18 protein-coding genes are annotated in these 19,747 nt (G+C 35.2%); 10 read left to right on the forward strand and 8 right to left on the reverse strand.

Translation table 11 applies throughout. From position 1 onward, the window contains the following. Positions 1-52: 52 nt before the first annotated feature. Genes ybaK through Q0X02_RS00290 form a run of 3 tightly spaced genes read left to right on the forward strand, consistent with a single transcriptional unit; the run spans position 53 to position 3,133 of the window. Positions 53-523, forward strand: a complete 471-nt coding sequence (ybaK, locus tag Q0X02_RS00280) for a Cys-tRNA(Pro) deacylase (RefSeq protein ID WP_297809821.1) — start codon at positions 53-55, stop codon at positions 521-523. Positions 524-525: 2 nt separating this feature from the next. Continuing rightward, positions 526-1,830: a glutamate--cysteine ligase gene (locus Q0X02_RS00285; protein ID WP_297809824.1), complete on the forward strand. Its 1,305-nt coding sequence runs from the start codon at positions 526-528 to the stop codon at positions 1,828-1,830. Continuing rightward, on the forward strand, positions 1,823-3,133 hold the full coding sequence (locus tag Q0X02_RS00290; RefSeq protein ID WP_297809827.1) for a glutathionylspermidine synthase: 1,311 nt from the start codon (positions 1,823-1,825) through the stop codon (positions 3,131-3,133). Before Q0X02_RS00285 ends, Q0X02_RS00290 begins: the two co-directional genes overlap by 8 nt. A 189-nt stretch (positions 3,134-3,322) precedes the next feature. Here the strand turns inward: Q0X02_RS00290 and relB are convergent, their stop codons facing one another. Beyond that, positions 3,323-3,541 (reverse strand): type II toxin-antitoxin system RelB family antitoxin, encoded by a 219-nt coding sequence (gene relB / locus Q0X02_RS00295; RefSeq protein WP_297809830.1) that lies wholly within the window; start codon positions 3,539-3,541, stop codon positions 3,323-3,325. A 213-nt stretch (positions 3,542-3,754) separates the two neighbouring features. Here relB and Q0X02_RS00300 point away from each other — a divergent pair, with 213 nt between their 5' ends. The 4 genes from Q0X02_RS00300 to Q0X02_RS00315 all read left to right on the forward strand — a co-directional run bounded on the left by Q0X02_RS00300 (position 3,755) and on the right by Q0X02_RS00315 (position 12,409). After that, positions 3,755-4,132: a type II toxin-antitoxin system HicB family antitoxin gene (locus tag Q0X02_RS00300; protein ID WP_012291195.1), complete on the forward strand. Its 378-nt coding sequence runs from the start codon at positions 3,755-3,757 to the stop codon at positions 4,130-4,132. A 351-nt stretch (positions 4,133-4,483) separates the two neighbouring features. Next, on the forward strand, positions 4,484-8,074 hold the full coding sequence (locus Q0X02_RS00305; RefSeq protein WP_297809834.1) for a cell wall-binding repeat-containing protein: 3,591 nt from the start codon (positions 4,484-4,486) through the stop codon (positions 8,072-8,074). 484 nt (positions 8,075-8,558) lie between these two features. Beyond that, a complete protein-coding gene (locus Q0X02_RS00310) occupies positions 8,559-8,978 on the forward strand; it encodes a cytidine/deoxycytidylate deaminase family protein (RefSeq protein WP_297809837.1) in 420 nt (139 codons plus the stop codon). A gap of 11 nt (positions 8,979-8,989) precedes the next feature. Continuing rightward, positions 8,990-12,409 (forward strand): pyruvate carboxylase, encoded by a 3,420-nt coding sequence (locus Q0X02_RS00315; RefSeq protein ID WP_297809840.1) that lies wholly within the window; start codon positions 8,990-8,992, stop codon positions 12,407-12,409. Between the two features lie 42 nt (positions 12,410-12,451). Here Q0X02_RS00315 and Q0X02_RS00320 read toward each other — a convergent pair whose 3' ends face one another. Continuing rightward, the gene (locus tag Q0X02_RS00320; protein WP_297809843.1) at positions 12,452-13,165 is read right to left on the reverse strand and encodes a hypothetical protein; all 714 of its coding nucleotides are present in this window, start codon (positions 13,163-13,165) and stop codon (positions 12,452-12,454) included. Positions 13,166-13,551: 386 nt separating this feature from the next. Between Q0X02_RS00320 and Q0X02_RS00325 the strand changes: the two genes are divergently transcribed. Next, complete coding sequence (locus tag Q0X02_RS00325; protein WP_297809846.1) at positions 13,552-13,794, forward strand: cell division protein FtsW; 243 nt, start codon at positions 13,552-13,554, stop codon at positions 13,792-13,794. A 47-nt stretch (positions 13,795-13,841) separates the two neighbouring features. Here the strand turns inward: Q0X02_RS00325 and Q0X02_RS00330 are convergent, their stop codons facing one another. From Q0X02_RS00330 to Q0X02_RS00345, 4 genes are all read right to left on the reverse strand, one after another. Beyond that, the gene (locus Q0X02_RS00330) at positions 13,842-14,348 is read right to left on the reverse strand and encodes a DUF6568 family protein (RefSeq protein ID WP_297809849.1); all 507 of its coding nucleotides are present in this window, start codon (positions 14,346-14,348) and stop codon (positions 13,842-13,844) included. Between the two features lie 109 nt (positions 14,349-14,457). Continuing rightward, positions 14,458-14,793, reverse strand: coding sequence for a hypothetical protein (locus Q0X02_RS00335; protein WP_297809853.1), 336 nt, complete (start codon positions 14,791-14,793; stop codon positions 14,458-14,460). Positions 14,794-14,838: 45 nt separating this feature from the next. Beyond that, entirely contained in the window at positions 14,839-15,789 is a 951-nt protein-coding gene (locus Q0X02_RS00340) for a ketopantoate reductase family protein (protein WP_297809855.1), read from the reverse strand. A gap of 19 nt (positions 15,790-15,808) precedes the next feature. Beyond that, complete coding sequence (locus Q0X02_RS00345; protein WP_297809857.1) at positions 15,809-17,458, reverse strand: putative manganese-dependent inorganic diphosphatase; 1,650 nt, start codon at positions 17,456-17,458, stop codon at positions 15,809-15,811. 163 nt (positions 17,459-17,621) lie between these two features. Between Q0X02_RS00345 and Q0X02_RS00350 the strand changes: the two genes are divergently transcribed. Both Q0X02_RS00350 and Q0X02_RS00355 read left to right on the forward strand, forming a co-directional pair. Beyond that, positions 17,622-18,143, forward strand: coding sequence for a cysteine hydrolase family protein (locus tag Q0X02_RS00350; protein ID WP_297809859.1), 522 nt, complete (start codon positions 17,622-17,624; stop codon positions 18,141-18,143). 51 nt (positions 18,144-18,194) lie between these two features. Further along, the gene (locus Q0X02_RS00355; RefSeq protein WP_297809861.1) at positions 18,195-18,821 is read left to right on the forward strand and encodes a nuclease-related domain-containing protein; all 627 of its coding nucleotides are present in this window, start codon (positions 18,195-18,197) and stop codon (positions 18,819-18,821) included. A 77-nt stretch (positions 18,822-18,898) separates the two neighbouring features. On the opposite strand, the gene Q0X02_RS00360 is transcribed toward Q0X02_RS00355, so the two are convergent. Together Q0X02_RS00360 and Q0X02_RS00365 are read right to left on the reverse strand one after the other, a co-directional pair. Beyond that, positions 18,899-19,351 carry a hypothetical protein gene (locus tag Q0X02_RS00360; RefSeq protein WP_297809863.1) on the reverse strand — a complete coding sequence of 151 codons (453 nt, stop codon included), beginning with the start codon at positions 19,349-19,351 and terminating at the stop codon, positions 18,899-18,901. 35 nt (positions 19,352-19,386) lie between these two features. Then, entirely contained in the window at positions 19,387-19,716 is a 330-nt protein-coding gene (locus Q0X02_RS00365) for a hypothetical protein (RefSeq protein ID WP_297809866.1), read from the reverse strand. Positions 19,717-19,747 lie beyond the last annotated feature (31 nt).

Below are 19,747 nucleotides of genomic sequence, written 5' to 3' on the forward strand. Positions count from 1 at the left end.
AAACCACAAATATTTTTGTTGTAGTATAATATTAATAACGAAAGGATGTTTTATGAAAAAGACAAATGCAATGAGAATACTCGACAGAGAAAAAATTGGGTATAAATTTATAGAATACTCCGTAGGAGATGATGTCAGCGGCGAAAATGTCGCCAAGAAATTGAACGAGGATGAATCTTTCGTTTTCAAAACGCTTGTAACCGTTTCGAATACCAACGAGCATTTTGTGTTCGTCGTAGCTGTGAAAGACGAGTTGGATTTGAAAAAGTGTGCGAAAGCCTGTGGAGTGAAAAAACTCGAAATGATTCACGTCAAGGATTTGCTCAAAACAACCGGCTACATCAGAGGCGGTTGCTCTCCTATCGGAATGAAGACGAAGTTTAGGACTTTTATTGACGAGAGTTGCGAAGACAAAGAGTATATTTATGTGTCAGGGGGTAAAATTGGCACGCAAATTAAAATCAATCCCGTGGATTTGATAAAAATTTGTGATATTACTGTGAAAGATATTAAGAAGGGGTAGATATGGATTACGAAAAACAGCTCGAGGCTGTGGTTGACTTCATCAAAAGCGGTGAGAAAAGCGAAGAAGATTTTACGATTGGAATGGAGATGGAGCATTTCATAATAGACAAGGACAGTTTGAAAACTGTGTCGTATTTCGGAAAAAACGGAATCGGTGAGAGTTTGAAGGAGCTTCATAGAAATGGATTTGTCGCCTACAAAGAGGGAGATTACATTCTCGGACTTGAAAACGATGATTTGGCTGTGTCGACAGAGCCTGGCAGTCAATTCGAGGTCGCTTTATCATCAAAGTTAAAAATTGATGAGTTGAAGGATATCTACTTAAAAAATATGAGAAATTTGGTTAAATTTTTCGATTCGAAAAACCAAAAGATTGTAACGTTGGGCTATCATCCGGTGACAAAAATCGACGAGATTACAATCCTTCCCAAAAAAAGATACGATTTTATGTACAAGTATTTCAACACAAAAGGCACGATGGCGCACAATATGATGAAGGGAACTTGTTCGTTGCAATGCAGCATCGACTACTCATCAGAAGAAGATTTTGTCAAAAAATACAAAGTCACAAACTGTTTGTCGCCCGTTTTGTACGCCTTGTTTGACAATGCCTACATTTTTGAGGGAGAGCCTGCGAAAAGTCGCAATATGAGAGAAATCATCTGGGAGAACACCGACAAGGACAGGTCTGGAATTTATCCATTTAGCTTCGACGGCGATTTGAGCTACAAAAAATACGCCGAACACATTTTGAACACGCCGTTGATTTTCTCTTTTGACGACAATCGCAACCCCGTCTACGTCGGAGAAAAAAAATTCAAGGACGTGTTCGACGATGTCAAGGATGTGGATATGATTTTTCACGCGTTGTCGATAGTCTTTCCCGATGTCCGAGTGAAAAAATACATCGAGATACGAATGATGGATGAAATCAAATACCCTCTCAATTTCGCTGCGATAGCCTTGATTAAAGGGTTGTTCTACGACAAAAACAATTTGGACAAATTGTCGGAGATTTTCAAAGACACTACCTACGATATGTGTATGAAGGCAAAAATAGATTCCAGACAAAAAGGACTTAACGCCGAATTTTTGGGCACAACTATGTTGGATTTTTCGAAAAATTTGGTTAAAATGGCAAAAGATGCCCTCGTTGATGGCGAAAAGAAATATCTCGTCGCGCTGGAAAATATGCTAGAAACGGGAATGAATCCACGAGATAAATTTGAACAAACTTACAAAAAAGAAGGATTGCGACAAGCTGTCATAGAACAAGAACTCAATTTGGAGGATTTAGATGTATAACGACGAATATTCACTAGAATTGTATAAAATAGTAAGAGAAGACGAAGATTTGTATTACAAAGATTTTGTGGATTTTATTGAGAAAACAAAAGTGTCCAAGGCAATCTATCACGGAGAGCCAATCCCTATGACCTACCAAGGGCTATTCTACAACAGACAACACAAATCGGATTTTGTCTACATCGCCAACACTTTGATGAGCATTACCGACAAAATCACCGACGAATTTGTGAAAAATCCAGAATACAGAAAACTGTTTCAATTAGACCCGACAATTGAAAAGCTCGTGCTTCACGACCCTGGCTACGACGTTCCCGTTCCGATTTGCAGATACGATGTGTTCTACGACGGCAAAAACTATATGCTTTGCGAACTCAACACCGACGGTTCCTCTGCGATGAACGAAGACAACACTTTGGGTGAACTTCTCCTACAAACGAAAGCTATGCAAAAATTTATGGAGAAACACGACGTTCAAAACGTGGACTTGTTCAATCCATGGGTTTGGGAAACGGCAGATATGTTCAAAAAATATGTCTCTGACAAGAAACCGAACATCGCAATCGTGGATAATTTGGAAGTTGGGACGTCGAATGAATTTCAAGAATTTAAAAGAGTCTACGAAGAAAACGGATTTAACTGCGAAATCATAGACATCAGAGATTTGGAATACAAAAACGGCAAATTGTGCCGTGGAGATTATGTCATAGATTTGGTTTACCGAAGAATTGTGACGCTCGAATTGTTGAAAATAAAAGACGACATCAAACCATTCTTGGACGCATATATGGACAACGCATTCTTTATGATTGGCTCGTTCAGGTCGCAATTGATGCACTCGAAGCTAATCTTCGAAATCTTCAGAGACGAACACACACAATCGCTACTAAATTACGAAGAAAAGAAATTCATAGAAAAACACGTTCCGTTCACGAAAAAAATCGAAGAACAAGACGTATACGAAATCATTATGAACAAGGACAAATACATCTTCAAACCAATTGACGGCTACGCTTCTCTCGGAATCTTTGTCGGACGTGAATTGACAAAAGAACAGTTGAAAGAAAAACTTCCGGAATTTATAAAAACCGGCTACATCTATCAGGAATACTACGATATGAACAAATGTGAGTTCTTGGAGTTTGAAGAAAAACAACCCGTGCTGAATAAATTCACACAAGTTGTGGGACTTTTCATCTACAACAAACACTTCATCGCCCCTTACACACGAATCGGAAAAGACAACGTCGTAAGCGGTGCGAGAAAATACTACACAGCGCCAAACTTGTTCATAAACGAGTAATTAAAAGCCACATTGTGTGGCTTTTTTTGTGTGAAAAATATAAATCCCCTCTCAAAAAATTTCACCTTCTATTGTCATCCCTGCGAAAATAATTTGTATAAAAAAAATGTTATTTGTAGATTAAAAACTTGTAACTACAAATAACATTGCGCTGTTTTTTAATATATATTTTTTCTGAATAAACAACCCTCATATACCCAACTCTTTTTTTACCTCATCATCACTGTAAAATTTCATTTTGCCTTTGTTAAGGAGATACTCATCAACTATCTTTTCATCATACTCTTGTTCGATTTTTTCCAATAATGATTCTCTTGCCCAGTCGGATAAAGTTTTATTTTTTTCTTTTGAAACATTTGTGAAAAGTTCCTTATCCGATTCGCTCAATCTAATCGCTATAGTAGCCATAATATCACTCCTTTTTTGTGTTACATCGTAACACAATTTTAATATAAATTCTTAACTTAGTCCACCCTACAACTTACGACACCTTGATTTTCAGTTGTGATTTTCATTACCTCAACTCCTTCTATTTTTATTATATCCTAATATTTTATTCTAATACAATGCTGGACTTTTATGCGCATTATGCGTATTATTAAAGCATAAGGAGGTTAGACGATGTTAAAATCATATCCTGCTATTTTTCATAAAGAAGAAGATTCATATTGGGTGGAATTTCCAGAGTTTGGCGGTGGAACTGAAGGAGATAATATCGAAGAAGCAATGGTGAATGCTCATCAAATGTTGGAAAGCGTGTTGGCTACTTTCATTGATGAAGATCTTCCACTTCCCAAACCAAGTGATATTACAAAAATAAAAGTCGAAGATGGATTTACGTCTATGATTCAAGTTGATCCCACACCATTTATCAAAAACAACAAAACCATCAGAAAAAATGTTACTGTCCCTGAATGGTTGGTTAGACTTTGTGACCGTCAAAATATCAATTATTCCGAAGTTTTGACCACAGCTCTTGAAAAGAAAATCAACGCATAATTTTGTAAATATTTTATTTCCCTAAGCCACATTGCGTGGCTTTTTTTGTGTGTGTGAAAAATGATTAAAAATTATTCCGATTGATTTCATCTTCAGATATACAATCCACTAATTTTATATGTTTTAGCTATTGATTTAAGTCCACCTCATTCACCTGATAAGTATTCTAGTACAAATTTTATTTTAAATTTTTTTGTGTATTTTGGCATACAAAAGCCCCTCCATCCGCATTCCGTATTTTTGTGTTCATATCAATATTTTTTTGGAAAAAATGGTATTGACAATCAATATCAATGTGCCTTAGAATTGTATTAGAGATTTTTCTCTAAAAAAATTTTTATAGGAGGTATTATGAATACAAAAACAAAAAATAGTAAAAAAAGCATATCACTGTTATTAGCTATGACAATGATTTTTTCAAGTTTAATAACAGTAAATACATATGCTAGTGCATCTTCGTCAGAGTTATCTTTGGAGAGAATTTATGGAAAAAATAGATATGAGACATCCATTAATATTCTTGAGAAGATGGATACAAATAAAGCATATTTGGCTAACGGGAACAGCTTTGCAGATGCGTTATCTGTTGGTCCATTGGCAGGGAAAGAGAATGCTGCAATAGTTCTTAGTGATGGTAAGACTTTAGATGTGGATAAATTAAAATCAAAGTCAATAACTGAGGTTACTATTGTAGGTGGAGAAAACTCAATATCAAATAATCTTGAAAATAATTTGAAAAAAAATTTCAAGGTATCCAGGATAGCTGGTAGAGATAGATATGAAACATCTCTTAAAATAGTTGAAAAAATGGGTGTAAATGATATTGCGATAGCCACGGGAAGGGATTTCCCTGATGCTTTAAGCGCAGGAGCATATTTGTCACAAAAAGGTATGCCATTGCTTTTAGTTGATGGACCTTTAGCTGGAAATATCCCTCAAAATTATAATGTTGTTTATACTTTTGGAGGGGTAAATTCAATAAAAGAAACTTTCGGAAAAAGAATTTCTGGTAAAGATAGATATGAAACTTCGATGCAAATAGCTAAAGAATTTGGAAGTTTTGACACTGCTGTATTAGCATCTGGAAGAGTTTTTGCAGACGCCTTAGCATCAACACCTCTTGCAAAAAATCTTCATGCGCCAATATTATTAACTAATGGAAATGACATTTCTAATGAAGTATTTGAGTTTCAAGGGCTTAAAAAAGTTGTTTTAGTTGGAGGAGAACAGAGTCTTTCTAAGGAGTTGGAAAAGAAATTACTAAACCCTAATAAAACTGAAGAATCAAAAGTAGGCAACACAACTCCAAATACAACTTCAAATACAACTTCAAGTACTACTTCAAGCACTACTTCAAGTACTACTTCAAATACTACTTCAAGTACTACTTCAAATACTTCTTCAAATACTACTTCAAGTACTACTTCAAATACTACTTCAAGTACTACTTCAAGTACTACTTCAAGTACTACTTCTACCACAACTCCTAATAAGAATAATGAAAATCCACAAAGCAATATTGATAATTCAAAAGAAGTAGTTGTTAAAGATGAGATTTTGAAAAAAGCGATAATAAACCAACTTAAGCATCAAAATATTTACAAAGATGGTCAGAAAATAACTGAAAAAATGATGTCACAGTTAAAAGGACTTGATTGTAATCTAAATTTCACTCAGTCAAGAAGGGGAGGAATAAAGTCATTAGAAGGTTTAGAGTATGCTGTAAATATGACAACCCTTGACCTTACAGGAAATGAAGTCATCGACTTAACTCCTTTGAAAAAATGTAAAAATTTAGAAAATCTTGAATTAGATGACCAATATTTAGCAGAGAGTGGTCAATATCTTAAAGATATAACTCCTCTTAAAGAACTTACAAAACTTAAAAAATTAGTTTTGAAAAATAACAAAATAGAAGATTTAAGTGCAATTGGATATTTAACAAATCTTGAAGAGTTAGATTTATATGGAAATAGAGGAATAAAATCAATAAATGGATTTGAAAATCTAAAAAAATTAAAGAAACTACTCTTGAATAGAACTGTAGGAATTACTGACATAAGCCCTCTAAAGGAATGTAAGGCTCTTGAAGAATTATCTATTCAAAACAACAAGGTTTCTTCTATTGAAGCTCTAAAAGACCACGAAAAATTAACAATTCTTGATATTTCAGGAAACAAGCAAATAACAGATTTATCACCTTTAGAGAAGTCAACTAAAATGACTAGACTTTTAGCTAATGGAAATAAAATTCAAAGTTTAGATAGTTTAAAGAAATTGACAGAGTTAAAGGAAATTCACATTTCAGAGAATAACATAAAAGACCTAAGCCCGTTGGAAAAATTAGTAAATCTTGAAGATTTGGATATAAGTAACAACCCAGATATTGAATCATTAGACGTGCTAAAAAATCTGACAAATATAACAGAGCTTAAGATTAATAATGCAAAAAAAGTAAAGGACTTTTCTCCTATATCTAAACTTAAAAAGCTAGACGATTTAACAATCATTAGGTCAGGATTGACTGATGTATCATTCTTAAAAGGACTTAATGAAATAACAGAAATGAATTTACAAAATAATCAAATTTCTGATATAAATCCTCTAGTTGATATGGCAAATCTAAGAGAACTAAAACTAGGTTATAACAATATTTTTGATGCCTCACCTATAGGAAAGCTTAGAAGCAAATTTAAAGTTGCGGTAGAAATGGGCTCTCAAGAAGCTAAGATTGATGCTACAAGTAGTCTTGTGAAAAATCCTATAATTGACCAAATTGGAAATAAGCACGATATTAATGAACAAGAAAAAAAGATAAAAAATAATGGTGAAAATATAGAGATATTAAACTTCGACGAACTTGAAAATGGAAAAACTATCAAAGTTAGATGGGGAAAAGATTCAGAGTTTAATGGTTCTTTATTAATAAACATTAAAAAGCTCAAAGAGGTATCATCTGTAAAAATCAAAAATACAGAAACAAGCCTCGAAAAAGGAAAGAACCTTAAATTAACAGCGATTGTTGAAGGAAAAAACTTAAAGGACGAAGATAAGAAAGTTAAATTTGAAATTGAAGGAAAAACTAGCGCTAATACGAGCATAGACGAGAACGGACTTTTGACAATAGCAAGTGATGAGACTAGTACTAAAATTGTTGTTAAAGCAACTTCAGTGTTAGACAACACAAAAACTACTACAAAGGAAATAACAGTAACTTCTCCAGCTAGAGATATTAGTGCTAAATTAAAAATGGGAAAATCTAAGTCTATAGATATAGATAAAGATGACGCTGAAGCAAAAGAGTGGTTAGAGGCTTTAAAAGCTGGAAAAGCCACTGTACTAAAAGGTCAAGAAAAGCTTGAAAAGTTACCATATAATTTTGGAGAAAAAAGACTTGGATATTGTGCAGGAGAATATGGAACAAACAATTATTATACTGGACTAGTAATTTTTGGGCTTAATGATGAGGATAAAGTTGTTATAAAAGTTCCAGGTTTTGAAGATGTAGAGGTAAAAGTTGTTAACTATAGCGAACCAATACGTTATAATTTACAAATTGTTGAAAAAAAGAACAAGGAAATAACAGTAACTTCTCCGGCTAAAAATATTAGTGCTAAATTAAAAATGGGAAAATCTAAGTCCATAGATATAGATAAAAATGACGCTGAAGCAAAAGAGTGGTTAAAGGCTTTAGAAGATGGAAAAGCCACTGTACTAAAAGGTCAAGAAAAGCTTGAAAAGTTACCATATAATTTTGGAGAAAAAAGACTTGGATATTGTGCAGGAGAATATGGAACAAACAATTATTATACTGGACTAGTAATTTTTGGGCTTAATGATGAGGATAAAGTTGTTATAAAAGTTCCAGGCTTTGAAGATGTAGAAGTAAAAGTTGTTAACTATAGCAGACCAATAAATTATAATTTACAAATTGTTAAATAAAACAACTAAGATATAAAGATTCCAGGATTATAAAGATTCTGGAATCTTTTTTTGTCTCAAAAATCGTTTTGTGTTGAAAACTCAGAAATTTCCAACTTTAATCGGATAATATATAGTTATTATCATTTAATTTATGCAATGGAGAGAAAGTGCATGGATTTTATTGATATTAATAAAGAAAACAACAAAAAATCTTACTTATTCATCCAATTTCTTTTACTGCGGATGGTGTAAAAGATTCGGTTATAAACAATATGCCTACAGATTATCGTTATACTATTTCTGAATTGTCTGGCCATGGAAGATCTAATGAAGTAATTAAATCTGTGGAAATTGAAGCTTAAAAAATGAAAAATATTTGTTGGATAATACATAAATTAGATTTAGCTTTTGTGTGCTTACCTTGGCGTTTCTGTTTAGATTTTTGTGTTTTTGTGATAATATTAAAGGTAAAGAATTTTTTAAATTATTATGAGAGGTCATTATGAGAAAATCTTGGAATGAATATTTTATGGATTTGGCATTGAACGTTGCGACTAGAAGCACTTGCGACAGGGCGTTTGTCGGCTGCGTTTTGGTCAACTCTGACAATAGAATTGTGTCGACAGGCTACAACGGTGCGATAAGTGGCAATCCTCACTGCGACGAGGTGGGTCACACTTTGCGTGACGGTCATTGCATAGCTACGATTCACGCGGAGATGAACGCTTTGTTGTACTGTGCGAAGGAGGGAATTTCTGTGAAGGGTTGTATTTGTTATGTGACTCATTTTCCTTGTTTGAACTGCACGAAATCTCTTATTCAATCCGGCATCAGCAAGATTTATTACCACGAGGCTTATCGTGTGGATGAGTATGCGATTGAATTGTTAGACAGAAATAATATTGAGTATATCCAAATTTAGAGGGGTGTTATATGGATAAAATAAAAAAACTTCTCGTGGCAAACCGTGGCGAGATTGCTATTAGAATTTTCAGAGCTTGTAGTGAGCTGGGAATAAGAAGCGTCGCTATATACAGCGAGGAGGACAAGACTTCGCTGTTTAGAACAAAGGCAGACGAATCTTATTTGATAAAGGATGCGGCGTCTCCTCTGTCGAGCTACTTAGATATCGAAAAAATCATTGCGATTGCAAAATTCAAACACTGTGATGCGATTCATCCTGGTTATGGGTTTTTGAGCGAAAATGCAGAATTTGCTAGACGTTGCAAGGAAAATGGAATTATTTTCGTGGGCCCTGACGAATTTGTTCTACATAGCTTGGGCGACAAGGTTCAATCGAAGTTAGTTGCCAAGAGAGCCGGTGTGCAAACAATCGAAGGCGTGGAAACTCCTATCAGGAACAAAAACGAGGCGTTGGAAATCGCAAACCAAATCGGCTATCCAGTTATGGTGAAGGCCTGTGCCGGTGGTGGCGGACGTGGTATGAGAATTGTCGAAAAAGAATCCGATTTGATGAGTTCTTTTGTCAGTGCGCAAAACGAATCTAAGAAGGCTTTCGGCTCGGATGATATGTTCATCGAAAAATACATCCGCAATCCGAAACACATCGAGGTGCAAATCATAGCTGACAACCACGGAAACATTCTTCATTTGTACGAGAGGGATTGTTCCATTCAAAGGCGTCACCAAAAAGTTGTGGAATTTGCTCCTGCATTTTCGATTTCCGAAAAGACGAAGAATGAGCTTCACAACGACGCCATCAAAATCTGCAGGGAAGTCGGCTACACAAACGCCGGTACTGTGGAGTTTTTGGTGGATGAGGAGGAAAACCACTATTTCATCGAGGTCAATCCGAGAGTTCAAGTTGAGCACACAGTCAGTGAGCTCATCACCGGAATTGATATCGTTCAGACGCAGATTTTGATTGCAGACGGCAAGAGCTTTGACGATGATGCGATTGGAATTTACTCACAAGATGACATCCACACGAATGGTTACGCAATCCAATGTCGTATCACGACGGAAGACCCTTCTAATAATTTTATGCCGGACACAGGAAAGATTGATTTGTATCGTACGAGCTCCGGATTTGGAATAAGACTTGACGGTGGAAATGGATTCACAGGTTCCGTCATCACTCCGTACTACGATTCGCTTTTGGTTAAAATCACCGCATTTTCAAGAACTTTCAACGACGCCATAAGCAAGGCAATTCGTGCGTTGCGTGAGACTAAAATCAGCGGTGTCAAGACGAACATCGGATTTATAATCAACGTTTTGAACACAGAAGAATTTCACAAGGGAACGTGCGACACGGGATTTATCTCGAAAAACCCGAAACTTTTCGACATCAAACCTTCGACGGATAAAGAATTAAAAGTGTTGAACTTTCTAAGCGAACGCTCCATCAAAGGTGACAAAAAAGAATACAACACTCCGCAAATTCCCGAATTTACCAAGACAAATTCTACAGGAACCAAAGATATTTTCGAAGAAAAAGGTGCGAAGGGACTCAGCGATTGGATTTTGAACCAACAAAAACTTCTAATAACTGACACTACACTAAGAGATGCTCACCAATCATTGATGGCGACACGAATGAGAACGAGAGATATGGTTCCAATCGCACAAGCTACCAATGAATTGATGAAGGACTTGTTCAGTTTGGAAATGTGGGGCGGTGCGACATTTGACGTCAGCTACAGATTTTTGAAGGAAGACCCATGGGTTAGACTACAAGAACTCCGCAAAAGAATCCCGAACATTTTATTCCAAATGTTACTTCGTGGAAACAACACCGTAGGATACAAAAATTATCCCGACAACGTCGTGGTGAAATTCGTACAAAAAGCCGCAGAAAACGGAATCGACGTGTTCAGAGTGTTCGACTCGCTCAACTACATCGACGGAATGAGGCTTGCCTGTGACAGCGTACTTGAACAAGGAAAAATCTTGGAAGCAACACTTTGCTACACAGGAGACATCTTGGACGAAACAAGAGACAAATACTCACTAGAATATTACGTGAAAAAAGCGAAGGAGCTGGAATCCATCGGAGCGAATATCATCGCAATCAAAGATATGAGCGCGTTGTTAAAACCGTACGCCGCAACGAAACTAATCTCAGCATTGAAAAACGAAGTCTCTGTTCCAATTCATTTGCACACACACGACACGACGGGAAACGGAGTCGCTACGATAATCAACGCCTGCGAATCGGGAGTCGACATCGTGGACACTTGCTTCAACTCGATGAGTTCACTCACAAGCCAACCTGCGCTTAACTCCGTCGTGGCAGCGCTCGAAAACACTCCACGTCAAACGGGAATAAGCCTTTCAAATTGCGACAAAATAAGCTCCTACTACAGGGACGTTCGCTCCTACTACTCACAATTCGAGAGCGATTTGAAAAGCGGTACAACAGAAATTTATCGCTACGAAATTCCTGGAGGACAATATTCCAACCTCAAACCACAAGTAGAATCGTTCGGGCTTGGAGAAAAATTCGACGAAGTCAAATTAATGTACAAAAAAGTCAACGATATGCTCGGCGACATTATCAAAGTTACACCTTCGTCAAAAATGGTCGGAGATATGGCGATATTTATGGTGTCAAACGGACTCACTCCGGAAAACATCTACGAAAAAGGCAAAAGCCTCGACTATCCCGATTCCGTAATTTCATTCTTCAAAGGAATGATGGGACAACCTGAAGGTGGATTCAACGAAAAATTACAAAAAATCGTATTAAAAGGTGAAAAGCCAATCACAAAGAGAGCTGGGCTTTACCTCGACCCATTTGATTTTGACAAAGACAAAAAAGATTTACAAGACAAATACAAAATGGAATTTGACGAAAAAGACATCATCTCACACGCACTTTATCCGAAAGTATTCGAAGATTACATCGACTACAGAAAGGCAAAAGGCAACTTCACTTATATGGACACTCCGACATTCTTCGAAGGAATAAACGAAAAAGAAACAGTCGAAGTTCCGATAGAAGAAGGCAAAATCCTCATCATCAAACTAATCGAAAAAGGAAGATTGGAAAAAGACGGCTACCGAAACTTCACCTACGAAGTCAACGGCAACCGACGTGAGGTCAGAGTGTTCGATGAGTCTGCAAAAATCACCGAACGTGAAGAAGACAACAAATCCATCGCAGACCCTAACAACGACAAAGAAATCGGGGCATCAATTCCAGGAAGAGTCGTGAAAGTTCTAGTCAAAGAAAACGACAAAGTATCAGTCAACGACCCATTGGTAGTAGTTGAAGCTATGAAAATGGAAACAAACATACTATCCAAATCAGAGGGAATTGTAAAATCAATCCTGATAAAAGAAAATGACACCATCGACACAGACCAACTTCTCATAGTTTTGGAATAAAATAACGGATTGTAGAGTAAAATCTACAATCCGTTATTATTTTTATTTTTCTATAAAAGATTTAATGATGAATTTGTGGTCTTTAAATTCAAGTATAAGAGTTGAATATGAGTTTTCTAATATCAAATTATTTCCTTTGATTTCTCCTTCAGTTGGATAAAAAGTGCCAATAGATACATCGCTTACAAATGTATAATAACTATTAGTTTCCTTCAAATACAAACATTTATCCTTATATATCATATCATCTGAAACAATATCTGCATATTTCTGCAATGTTGCATCAACTAGATTCTTATCGATTTTTACCAATGGCATAAGTTTACTCGAAGATTCAAACTCAGAAAAATTATCCAGCTTTTCTAATTTTTTTATAGTAGTTTTAAACTCATTTGTATTTTCTTCTAAATTTTTGTTAGGAAAATATGAAATAAATGCTTCTAAATTCATTTCTTTAGGATTATTATAGTTACCCGCTTCGAAAAAATTAGAAGTTATATTTTTAATTTCATAGTATTTAGATGAAGGCAGTTTTTCAACAAAAACTTTTGTAATTTGTTTAATTTCATTATCTGTCAGTTTTCTGTCTTTTCCTACCTCAATACCCTTAAAAGCCCTATCAAAATAGTTTCCAACACATATTTTCTGTTCATTTGTTAGTTTGACTTCTTTTTTAGAACCACACGCTGTCGATATAACAGCTATAAAAATTAGGGTTAATAAACCTCTAAAAAATTTTTTATTTGTAATATCCATCTATTGACATCCCCATTATTTTTCCTATTCTAAAAAATACCTAGATTATATCTTAAATAATTATATAATCCATCAGCATAATACCACGAATACATCAGATTAGTGCGTTTCTTTGATTCTGGATTGCGACGTTTATTCCACTTTAATTGTTTTCATAAACTATTTTTCCTAAAAATATTTTCAGTTATTAAACTTATTGTATATTTACCCTGTTTTTTAATAAAATAAGCAACTTTAAGTAAAAATATAACCTTATTTGTGAAAATATTCCCAAAAAATACTTTGAATTTTTTTCTTTAATTTTTTCTTAATATTTAGGAAATTACATTCAGAAATTTTTAAAAAAGTATATATTAGATATTAATAATTTAGCTTTTGGAGGAATTATGAAAACCAAATTATCTAAGTGTGGAGATTCTCATGTGTTGCAAATTCCAAGGTTGATTTTGGATGTTTTGAATTGGAAAGACGATGATATTTTAGATTTAAAAATTGAGTACAACAAACTAATAATCGAAAATTCGTCTGATGATGAAATGAAGATTGAAGATTTGTTTGAAGATTTTAATGGGCAATATGAAAAAGAAGATATTGATTGGGGAAAAGTTACAGGAAAAGAAGTTTGGTAACAATCCTAATAAATACAACAAGCCATAACTAACGTTATGGCTTTGACTTATTTTTTATCAAAAAAGCTTTGTAGTTCTTCTGATGTAGTTCCCACTTTGTCGTCGATGTTCATTCTGTCGGTGATTTTGCCGTCTTTAACCCTGAACACCGCTGGTACTGTTTTGAGGTCGTTGTTGGTTCTGAATTTCTTCAAATCTTCTGGAGATTTTTTGATTCCAGCGACGCTATCTATGTAGTAGATTTCGTATTTCGACACGAACGGCTTGAATATTTTTGAAAACTTCTGGCAATCTGGGCAATTTTTTCTTCCAAGATACACCGTGATTTCTTTTCCGGCACTCACTTTGGAAAGCTCTGCAACTTTGATTTCCTTGACGCCTTTGATGTTTTGTTCGTACTCTGCGATGGCTTTTTGTTTGTCTTCTTCTGTGGTTACGTTTTTGGATTCAACTCCTGTGGCTTTTTTTGTAGGCTCATCTTGTCTTTGGTTGCAACTTGCAAATAATACCAAAATAAAGCTCACGCAAACGATTAATTTGAATTTGTTTTTCATACGTTCCCTCCTGTTTTAATTCATTTTATAATATTTACTGGCAATAATCAATCTGTACAATTGTAGACAAAGACCACCAACTATTGTTGGTGGTCTTGTTTTAGTAATTTTATTTTGTTTGTTCTTTACGTTGTTTTAAGATATTTCTAATGGTTATTATTGCGCTAATACCCATCAATAATAGTGCAAAGATATTTCCGTATAAGCAGAATTTCACGAGCATTGTGTCATTTGCGCCCATTCCATCGTGTAGCAACGTGATTGTGAAGTTCATATTCCACATTCCAAACACCAACGCAACTTGTACGATTGCTACCACTACGTTGAGAATCACGTTTGATTTTTGTTTCAATGTGATGTAAAAATTAAAAATGTTGACGAGCAGGAATACCGCTGTGACTACGGCATAATTTCTCGTAATTTCGTAAATTTCTTGTTCTGACATAAATTTTCCTCGCAATTTTCGTTGATTTATATTCCCAAAATCAAACTAAAATCTATTATCGTAGTTGTTCATTTGAACCATTGCTAGTCTGTAGATTGTTTCATTGACTGGTGCTTCTAGTCCAAGTTTCTTCGCTTGTCTTACGATTGCTCCATTCAAGAATTCTGCTTCTGTTTTTCTGTGTTTTTGTGTATCTTGTGCTGCAGATGGCAATATGTCTCCGTATTCTTCGAATGCATCTGTGACGTATTTTCTGAAAAGTTTGTCGCCGTCGAAATTGTAGCCCAATTTGTCAGTAACGGCTATGAACTCGTCTGAGATTTTCTTCAAAATCGCTACGGAGTTTTCGTCAGTTCTAGTGTATTTTGTGGACAAGTGCATAACTGCGCAAGGTAGGTTGTATATGGCGTTGATGTATAATTTTCTCCACATTATTCTGTCCACGTCTGGATTTAATTCTGTGATTATTTCATTCTTGTTGAAAGCTTTTTCGATGTCTTTGAATACTTTGTCGTCGTGCTTGTCGCTGACAGCTCCGAAAATAATATTGGTTTTGTCGCTGTCATATCCTGCGCTGATGACGCCCGGCTCTTCGATTGACGCGGAGATGAACATTATTCCCTGTGCGATGTTTTCCTCTTTGATGTCAACATTTCTGATAATGTCGACATTTCCGATTCCATTTTGCAAAGTCATGACGATCGTCTTGTCGCCTACCAAATTCATATTTTCTCTCAAAATCTTTTCTGTGTCGTATCCTTTTACGAGGATTACAACGACATCTTGAATGTCCAAATCCTTCGAGTCAGTCTTAGCGTAATCGACTTTGACAACGCATTCGCCACCGGCTCTGTTGATGATTTTGATTCCATCTTTTTCGATTTTTTTCATGTGAGCTTCGTATGGATCGACTAAGTTCACTTCATTTTCAGGAGATTGAGCTGCTTTTGCAAGCATACAACCCATTGCTCCTGCCCCTAAAATTGCAATTTTCAAATTATCTCTCCCTTTCGAATTAATTCTCTTGAATATATTTTATCACAGCTTGGTTAAGTTTTGGTATCATTTGTTTCTTTCTCGAAAGAAGCCCCTTAGCCAAGAATGAATTGTCGTGTATCTTCGAATCAAAAGCCTGTGCTAATTGCTCTTGGAACATTCCCGAAACCAAAACCTCACTTTCTTCTCTGAAGATGTCGGTTAGAATTAGTACAAATGTAGATTCTTTTTTGTCGTTTCTGATTTTGTTCATCTCTTCGAGCAAACTATTTTTGATTTTTTCGAGATTGTCCAAATCCATCGAGAAGATTTGTGCAACTCGACAATCAAATGACTCTATCTTAAACGCCTTGACGTCAGTGTTTAACAAATCTGCTGGTGATTTTCCTTCTAATGATGTTCCCGCTTTGAACATTTCCATCGCAAATTTTTCGGGATTTATGTTGGCGATTTTCGCCATTCTATCGAGAATCATCTTGTCGGTTTCTGTCGCTGTCGGAGACCTGAACAACAACGTGTCGGAAATAATCGCCGAACACAACAAGCCCGCAGTTTGTCTTGTCGGAACTATGCCCTTTTCCAAAAACATCTTCGAAATAATCGTACAAGTTGAACCCAACGGCTCATTTCTGAAATAAACAGGATTTTGCGTAGAAATATTCGCAACCCTGTGGTGGTCGATGATTTCCTTAATGTCGCAGCACTCCATATCGTCAACGGACTGATTTCTCTCGTTGTGGTCAACCAAGATAAGCTTCTTCTTTTCCTCGTTTATCACGTGATATCTAGCAATATTTCCCACAACCTTGTTTTGATTGTCGACAACAGGATACAATCTGTATCTCGTCTTGGACATCGTATTTTTCACATCATCGACAGTGTCATTCAACGAAAAACTTACAACATCATCCTTCGTCATAACGTAATTAACCGGCACAGATTGTGGAAGAAGACGAGCTGCCATATAAGTCTGAAGCTCCGTTGAAATGACGATAATGTCCTTTTTTCTCGCCTTTTCTAGCAACTCATCATTCAACTTGTTGCCACCCGTCAAGATAATCATAGACACATTCTTATCTATCGCAACTAATTGAGAATCCTCCCTACTTGCGAGGATTACAACATCTCCCTCTTCCAAAAACCTCGACATCTGCTCTGGATTCATAGCGCCAACGACAATCTTTCCCGGCAAATCCCTGTCTTGCTCTGGAATGTTCAACACACTTGCGCTCAACACATCTATGATATTCTCAACGGGAGTTTTTGAATGAGAAAGAATCTGGTCATCCCACACATCCATATAGCATTTTGTAATATCAGAAAGTGACACCACTCCCAAAAGTCTCTCCTCAATATCAATAACCGGCAAACTTGACACATTTTTTTCCTGCATAATATTAGTCGCCTTGTACAAGCTCGCATTTTGCGACACGCACATAGCCACATCAAAACTCAAATCCTTGACTTGTGACTTCATCGAATCCTTGAAAGTAGGAGCATCCACTCCAAAATAATCCAACACAAATTGAGTTTCCCTGTTGACATCACCAAGCCTAATCGCCTCGACATTCTCCTCACCAGTTCTACTCTTAAACTCCTGGTAAGCCAACGCAGCACAGATAGAATCAGTATCGGGGTTCTTGTGGCCTGTTATATAAACTTTTTCCATATTTTCTCCTTCATAAAAAACAATCAAACAACAAAATTCTGCCGATTGATTGCTCAAAATAATTTTCCTAACCTTATGATTATATACCAATTTTGTGATATTTCAAACACTTATTGTAAAAATTTTTCCATTTGCGATATAATAACTTAAAGGAGAGATACAAATGAGAAAACTTTTAATAGTTGTAGATTTTCAAAATGATTTCGTTGACGGAGCTTTGGGCTTCGACGGAGCAAACAAACTTGAAGACAAAATCTGTGACAGAATCAAAAAAGCAAGAGAAGACAACGAAGAAATAATCTTCACATTTGACACACACCAAGACAATTACTTGAACACACAAGAAGGCAAATTTCTTCCAGTCAAACACTGCATCAAAGGAACAGACGGACACAAACTATACGGAAAAATAGCACAATTAGTCGAAGAAAAAGACATACTAATCGAAAAGCCAACATTCGGCAGCATCGAACTTTGCGATTACTTACGAGAAAATAAATTTTCACAGATAGAATTGTGCGGACTCGTATCCAACATCTGCGTGCTTTCCAACGCAGTCCTCGCCAAAACATTCAACCCAGAAGCAACAGTCACAGTCGACAAGAACTTAACTGACAGCTTCGATAAAAAACTAAACCAAGAAACATTAGACATACTCAAAGGAATACAAGTAGTCGTAAAATAATGTATTAGAAAACATATATTTTTATCAAAATTTTTCACAAAGGAAATAATTATGCACGACATTTACATTATTTTAGGATTATTTTTAGCTTTTTGTGTGATTGCCAAGCTCTTGCTACCACGTCTAAAGGGAGCTATGGGTGAATCAGCTGTAAAAATCAAACTAAATAGTCTTGATAAAGAAAAATACAGAATTATAAACAACCTTGTTTTAGAAAACAAAAAAGGTAATACAAAAACTACACAAATTGATCACCTAGTAGTTTCAAGATATGGTATATTTTCAGTCGAAACCAAAAATTATAAAGGTTGGATTTATGGATCAGAACACGCAAAAAAGTGGACGCAAAATATTTATGGAAATAAAACAAACTTCATGAATCCTATTTTGCAAAACTACGCCCACATTAAAGCAGTTGAATCCATTATAAAAGATTCTTATCCTTATATGAGATATTTTTCAATAGTAGCTTTTTCACCAGAAGCTGAAATCAAATTTGAAGTAAAAAATTCTGTAGTTTGCAAAATATCAAAAGTAGCTAAAAATATTGAAGAACTTTCATCAACAGAAATAATAAACGAAACAGATATTGATAATATATTGAAGTTAATCGAAGAAAACAAACTAAATATTAGTAATAGAGAGCATGTCAAAAATTTAAAAGAAATAAAAAAATAACATTCGACATACTTAAAGGAGTACAAGTCGTAGTAAAGTAAAATAGCAGCCATGAGCTGCTATTTTTGTTTTCTATTTTATATTGTCAGTATCATACAATAACCTATATTGGCATTTTTATCATACAAATATAATTTTTTTGTTCCATCTTTTTCAATATACTTATAAAGTATATGCTTTGAATTTTTTAATTTCTCAATATCTGCTTTTAATTCTTGTATTTGATTGTTTTTTTCTTGTTCAGATAGCATCATAGTCTCAAAATTGTTATCAAAAATCTGATCGAGTTCGTCATTCTTTTGCTTAAAATCTTTGAGATTATCCTGACTCTTCAATGAAAAAGAATAGATGTCAAGCCTATCATTTCCGAAACCTCTATCGCTTTCAAATCTTACTTTATAAGTTTTAATTGATGTGTTAATTTCTGATAAATCACTAATATTCTTATTTGATTTTGCAACATATACTATAGATAACACTACAGAAATAAAAGCAAGCATTATCATTAAAATTATTTTTCTTGTTTTCATAGTAGATTTTAATTATATACTTAACTGCTAATTGTCTATTTTATATTGTCATCTGAATAACCGATTGATATGTTTTCATTGAGGACGTATTCTTTGGCTGCTTTGTAGTCTTTGTTTTTGTTGAATTCCAACAGCTTATTTTCGTGTTGTTTGGTTACGTCTTTGCCATTTTGAGTCAATACCAAATGTTTTTCGTCCTTGGCAAACTTTTCTAATGTAGCTTTAATTAAAGTATCGTCTTCTTTTTCAGGATTTTCCTTAACGTATCTTTCAATTATTCTATGAGTGTCAGCATCGTCAGCCTTTGTCATATTCGTTAGAAAATACGCATTGCACACAAGTGATATAGCAAAAAGTATTGCCACAATTGTAAGTTTTTTATCATTTTCATGATAC

This window comes from uncultured Finegoldia sp. (assembly GCF_947252345.1).
Lineage (GTDB): Bacteria > Bacillota > Clostridia > Tissierellales > Peptoniphilaceae > Finegoldia.

Excerpts from the sequence above, each read along its gene's own strand:
- relB (WP_297809830.1), bottom strand. The coding sequence starts at position 3,541 with ATGGCTACTATAGCGATTAGATTGAGCGAATCGGATAAGGAACTTTTC.
- Q0X02_RS00360 (WP_297809863.1), bottom strand. The coding sequence starts at position 19,351 with ATGAAAACAAGAAAAATAATTTTAATGATAATGCTTGCTTTTATTTCT.
- Q0X02_RS00345 (WP_297809857.1), bottom strand. The coding sequence starts at position 17,458 with ATGGAAAAAGTTTATATAACAGGCCACAAGAACCCCGATACTGATTCT.
- Q0X02_RS00330 (WP_297809849.1), bottom strand. The coding sequence starts at position 14,348 with ATGAAAAACAAATTCAAATTAATCGTTTGCGTGAGCTTTATTTTGGTA.
- Q0X02_RS00310 (WP_297809837.1), top strand. The coding sequence starts at position 8,559 with ATGAGAAAATCTTGGAATGAATATTTTATGGATTTGGCATTGAACGTT.
- Q0X02_RS00355 (WP_297809861.1), top strand. The coding sequence starts at position 18,195 with ATGCACGACATTTACATTATTTTAGGATTATTTTTAGCTTTTTGTGTG.
- Q0X02_RS00335 (WP_297809853.1), bottom strand. The coding sequence starts at position 14,793 with ATGTCAGAACAAGAAATTTACGAAATTACGAGAAATTATGCCGTAGTC.
- Q0X02_RS00315 (WP_297809840.1), top strand. The coding sequence starts at position 8,990 with ATGGATAAAATAAAAAAACTTCTCGTGGCAAACCGTGGCGAGATTGCT.
- Q0X02_RS00320 (WP_297809843.1), bottom strand. The coding sequence starts at position 13,165 with ATGGATATTACAAATAAAAAATTTTTTAGAGGTTTATTAACCCTAATT.
- Q0X02_RS00285 (WP_297809824.1), top strand. The coding sequence starts at position 526 with ATGGATTACGAAAAACAGCTCGAGGCTGTGGTTGACTTCATCAAAAGC.
- Q0X02_RS00305 (WP_297809834.1), top strand. The coding sequence starts at position 4,484 with ATGAATACAAAAACAAAAAATAGTAAAAAAAGCATATCACTGTTATTA.
- Q0X02_RS00290 (WP_297809827.1), top strand. The coding sequence starts at position 1,823 with ATGTATAACGACGAATATTCACTAGAATTGTATAAAATAGTAAGAGAA.
- ybaK (WP_297809821.1), top strand. The coding sequence starts at position 53 with ATGAAAAAGACAAATGCAATGAGAATACTCGACAGAGAAAAAATTGGG.
- Q0X02_RS00300 (WP_012291195.1), top strand. The coding sequence starts at position 3,755 with ATGTTAAAATCATATCCTGCTATTTTTCATAAAGAAGAAGATTCATAT.
- Q0X02_RS00325 (WP_297809846.1), top strand. The coding sequence starts at position 13,552 with ATGAAAACCAAATTATCTAAGTGTGGAGATTCTCATGTGTTGCAAATT.
- Q0X02_RS00350 (WP_297809859.1), top strand. The coding sequence starts at position 17,622 with ATGAGAAAACTTTTAATAGTTGTAGATTTTCAAAATGATTTCGTTGAC.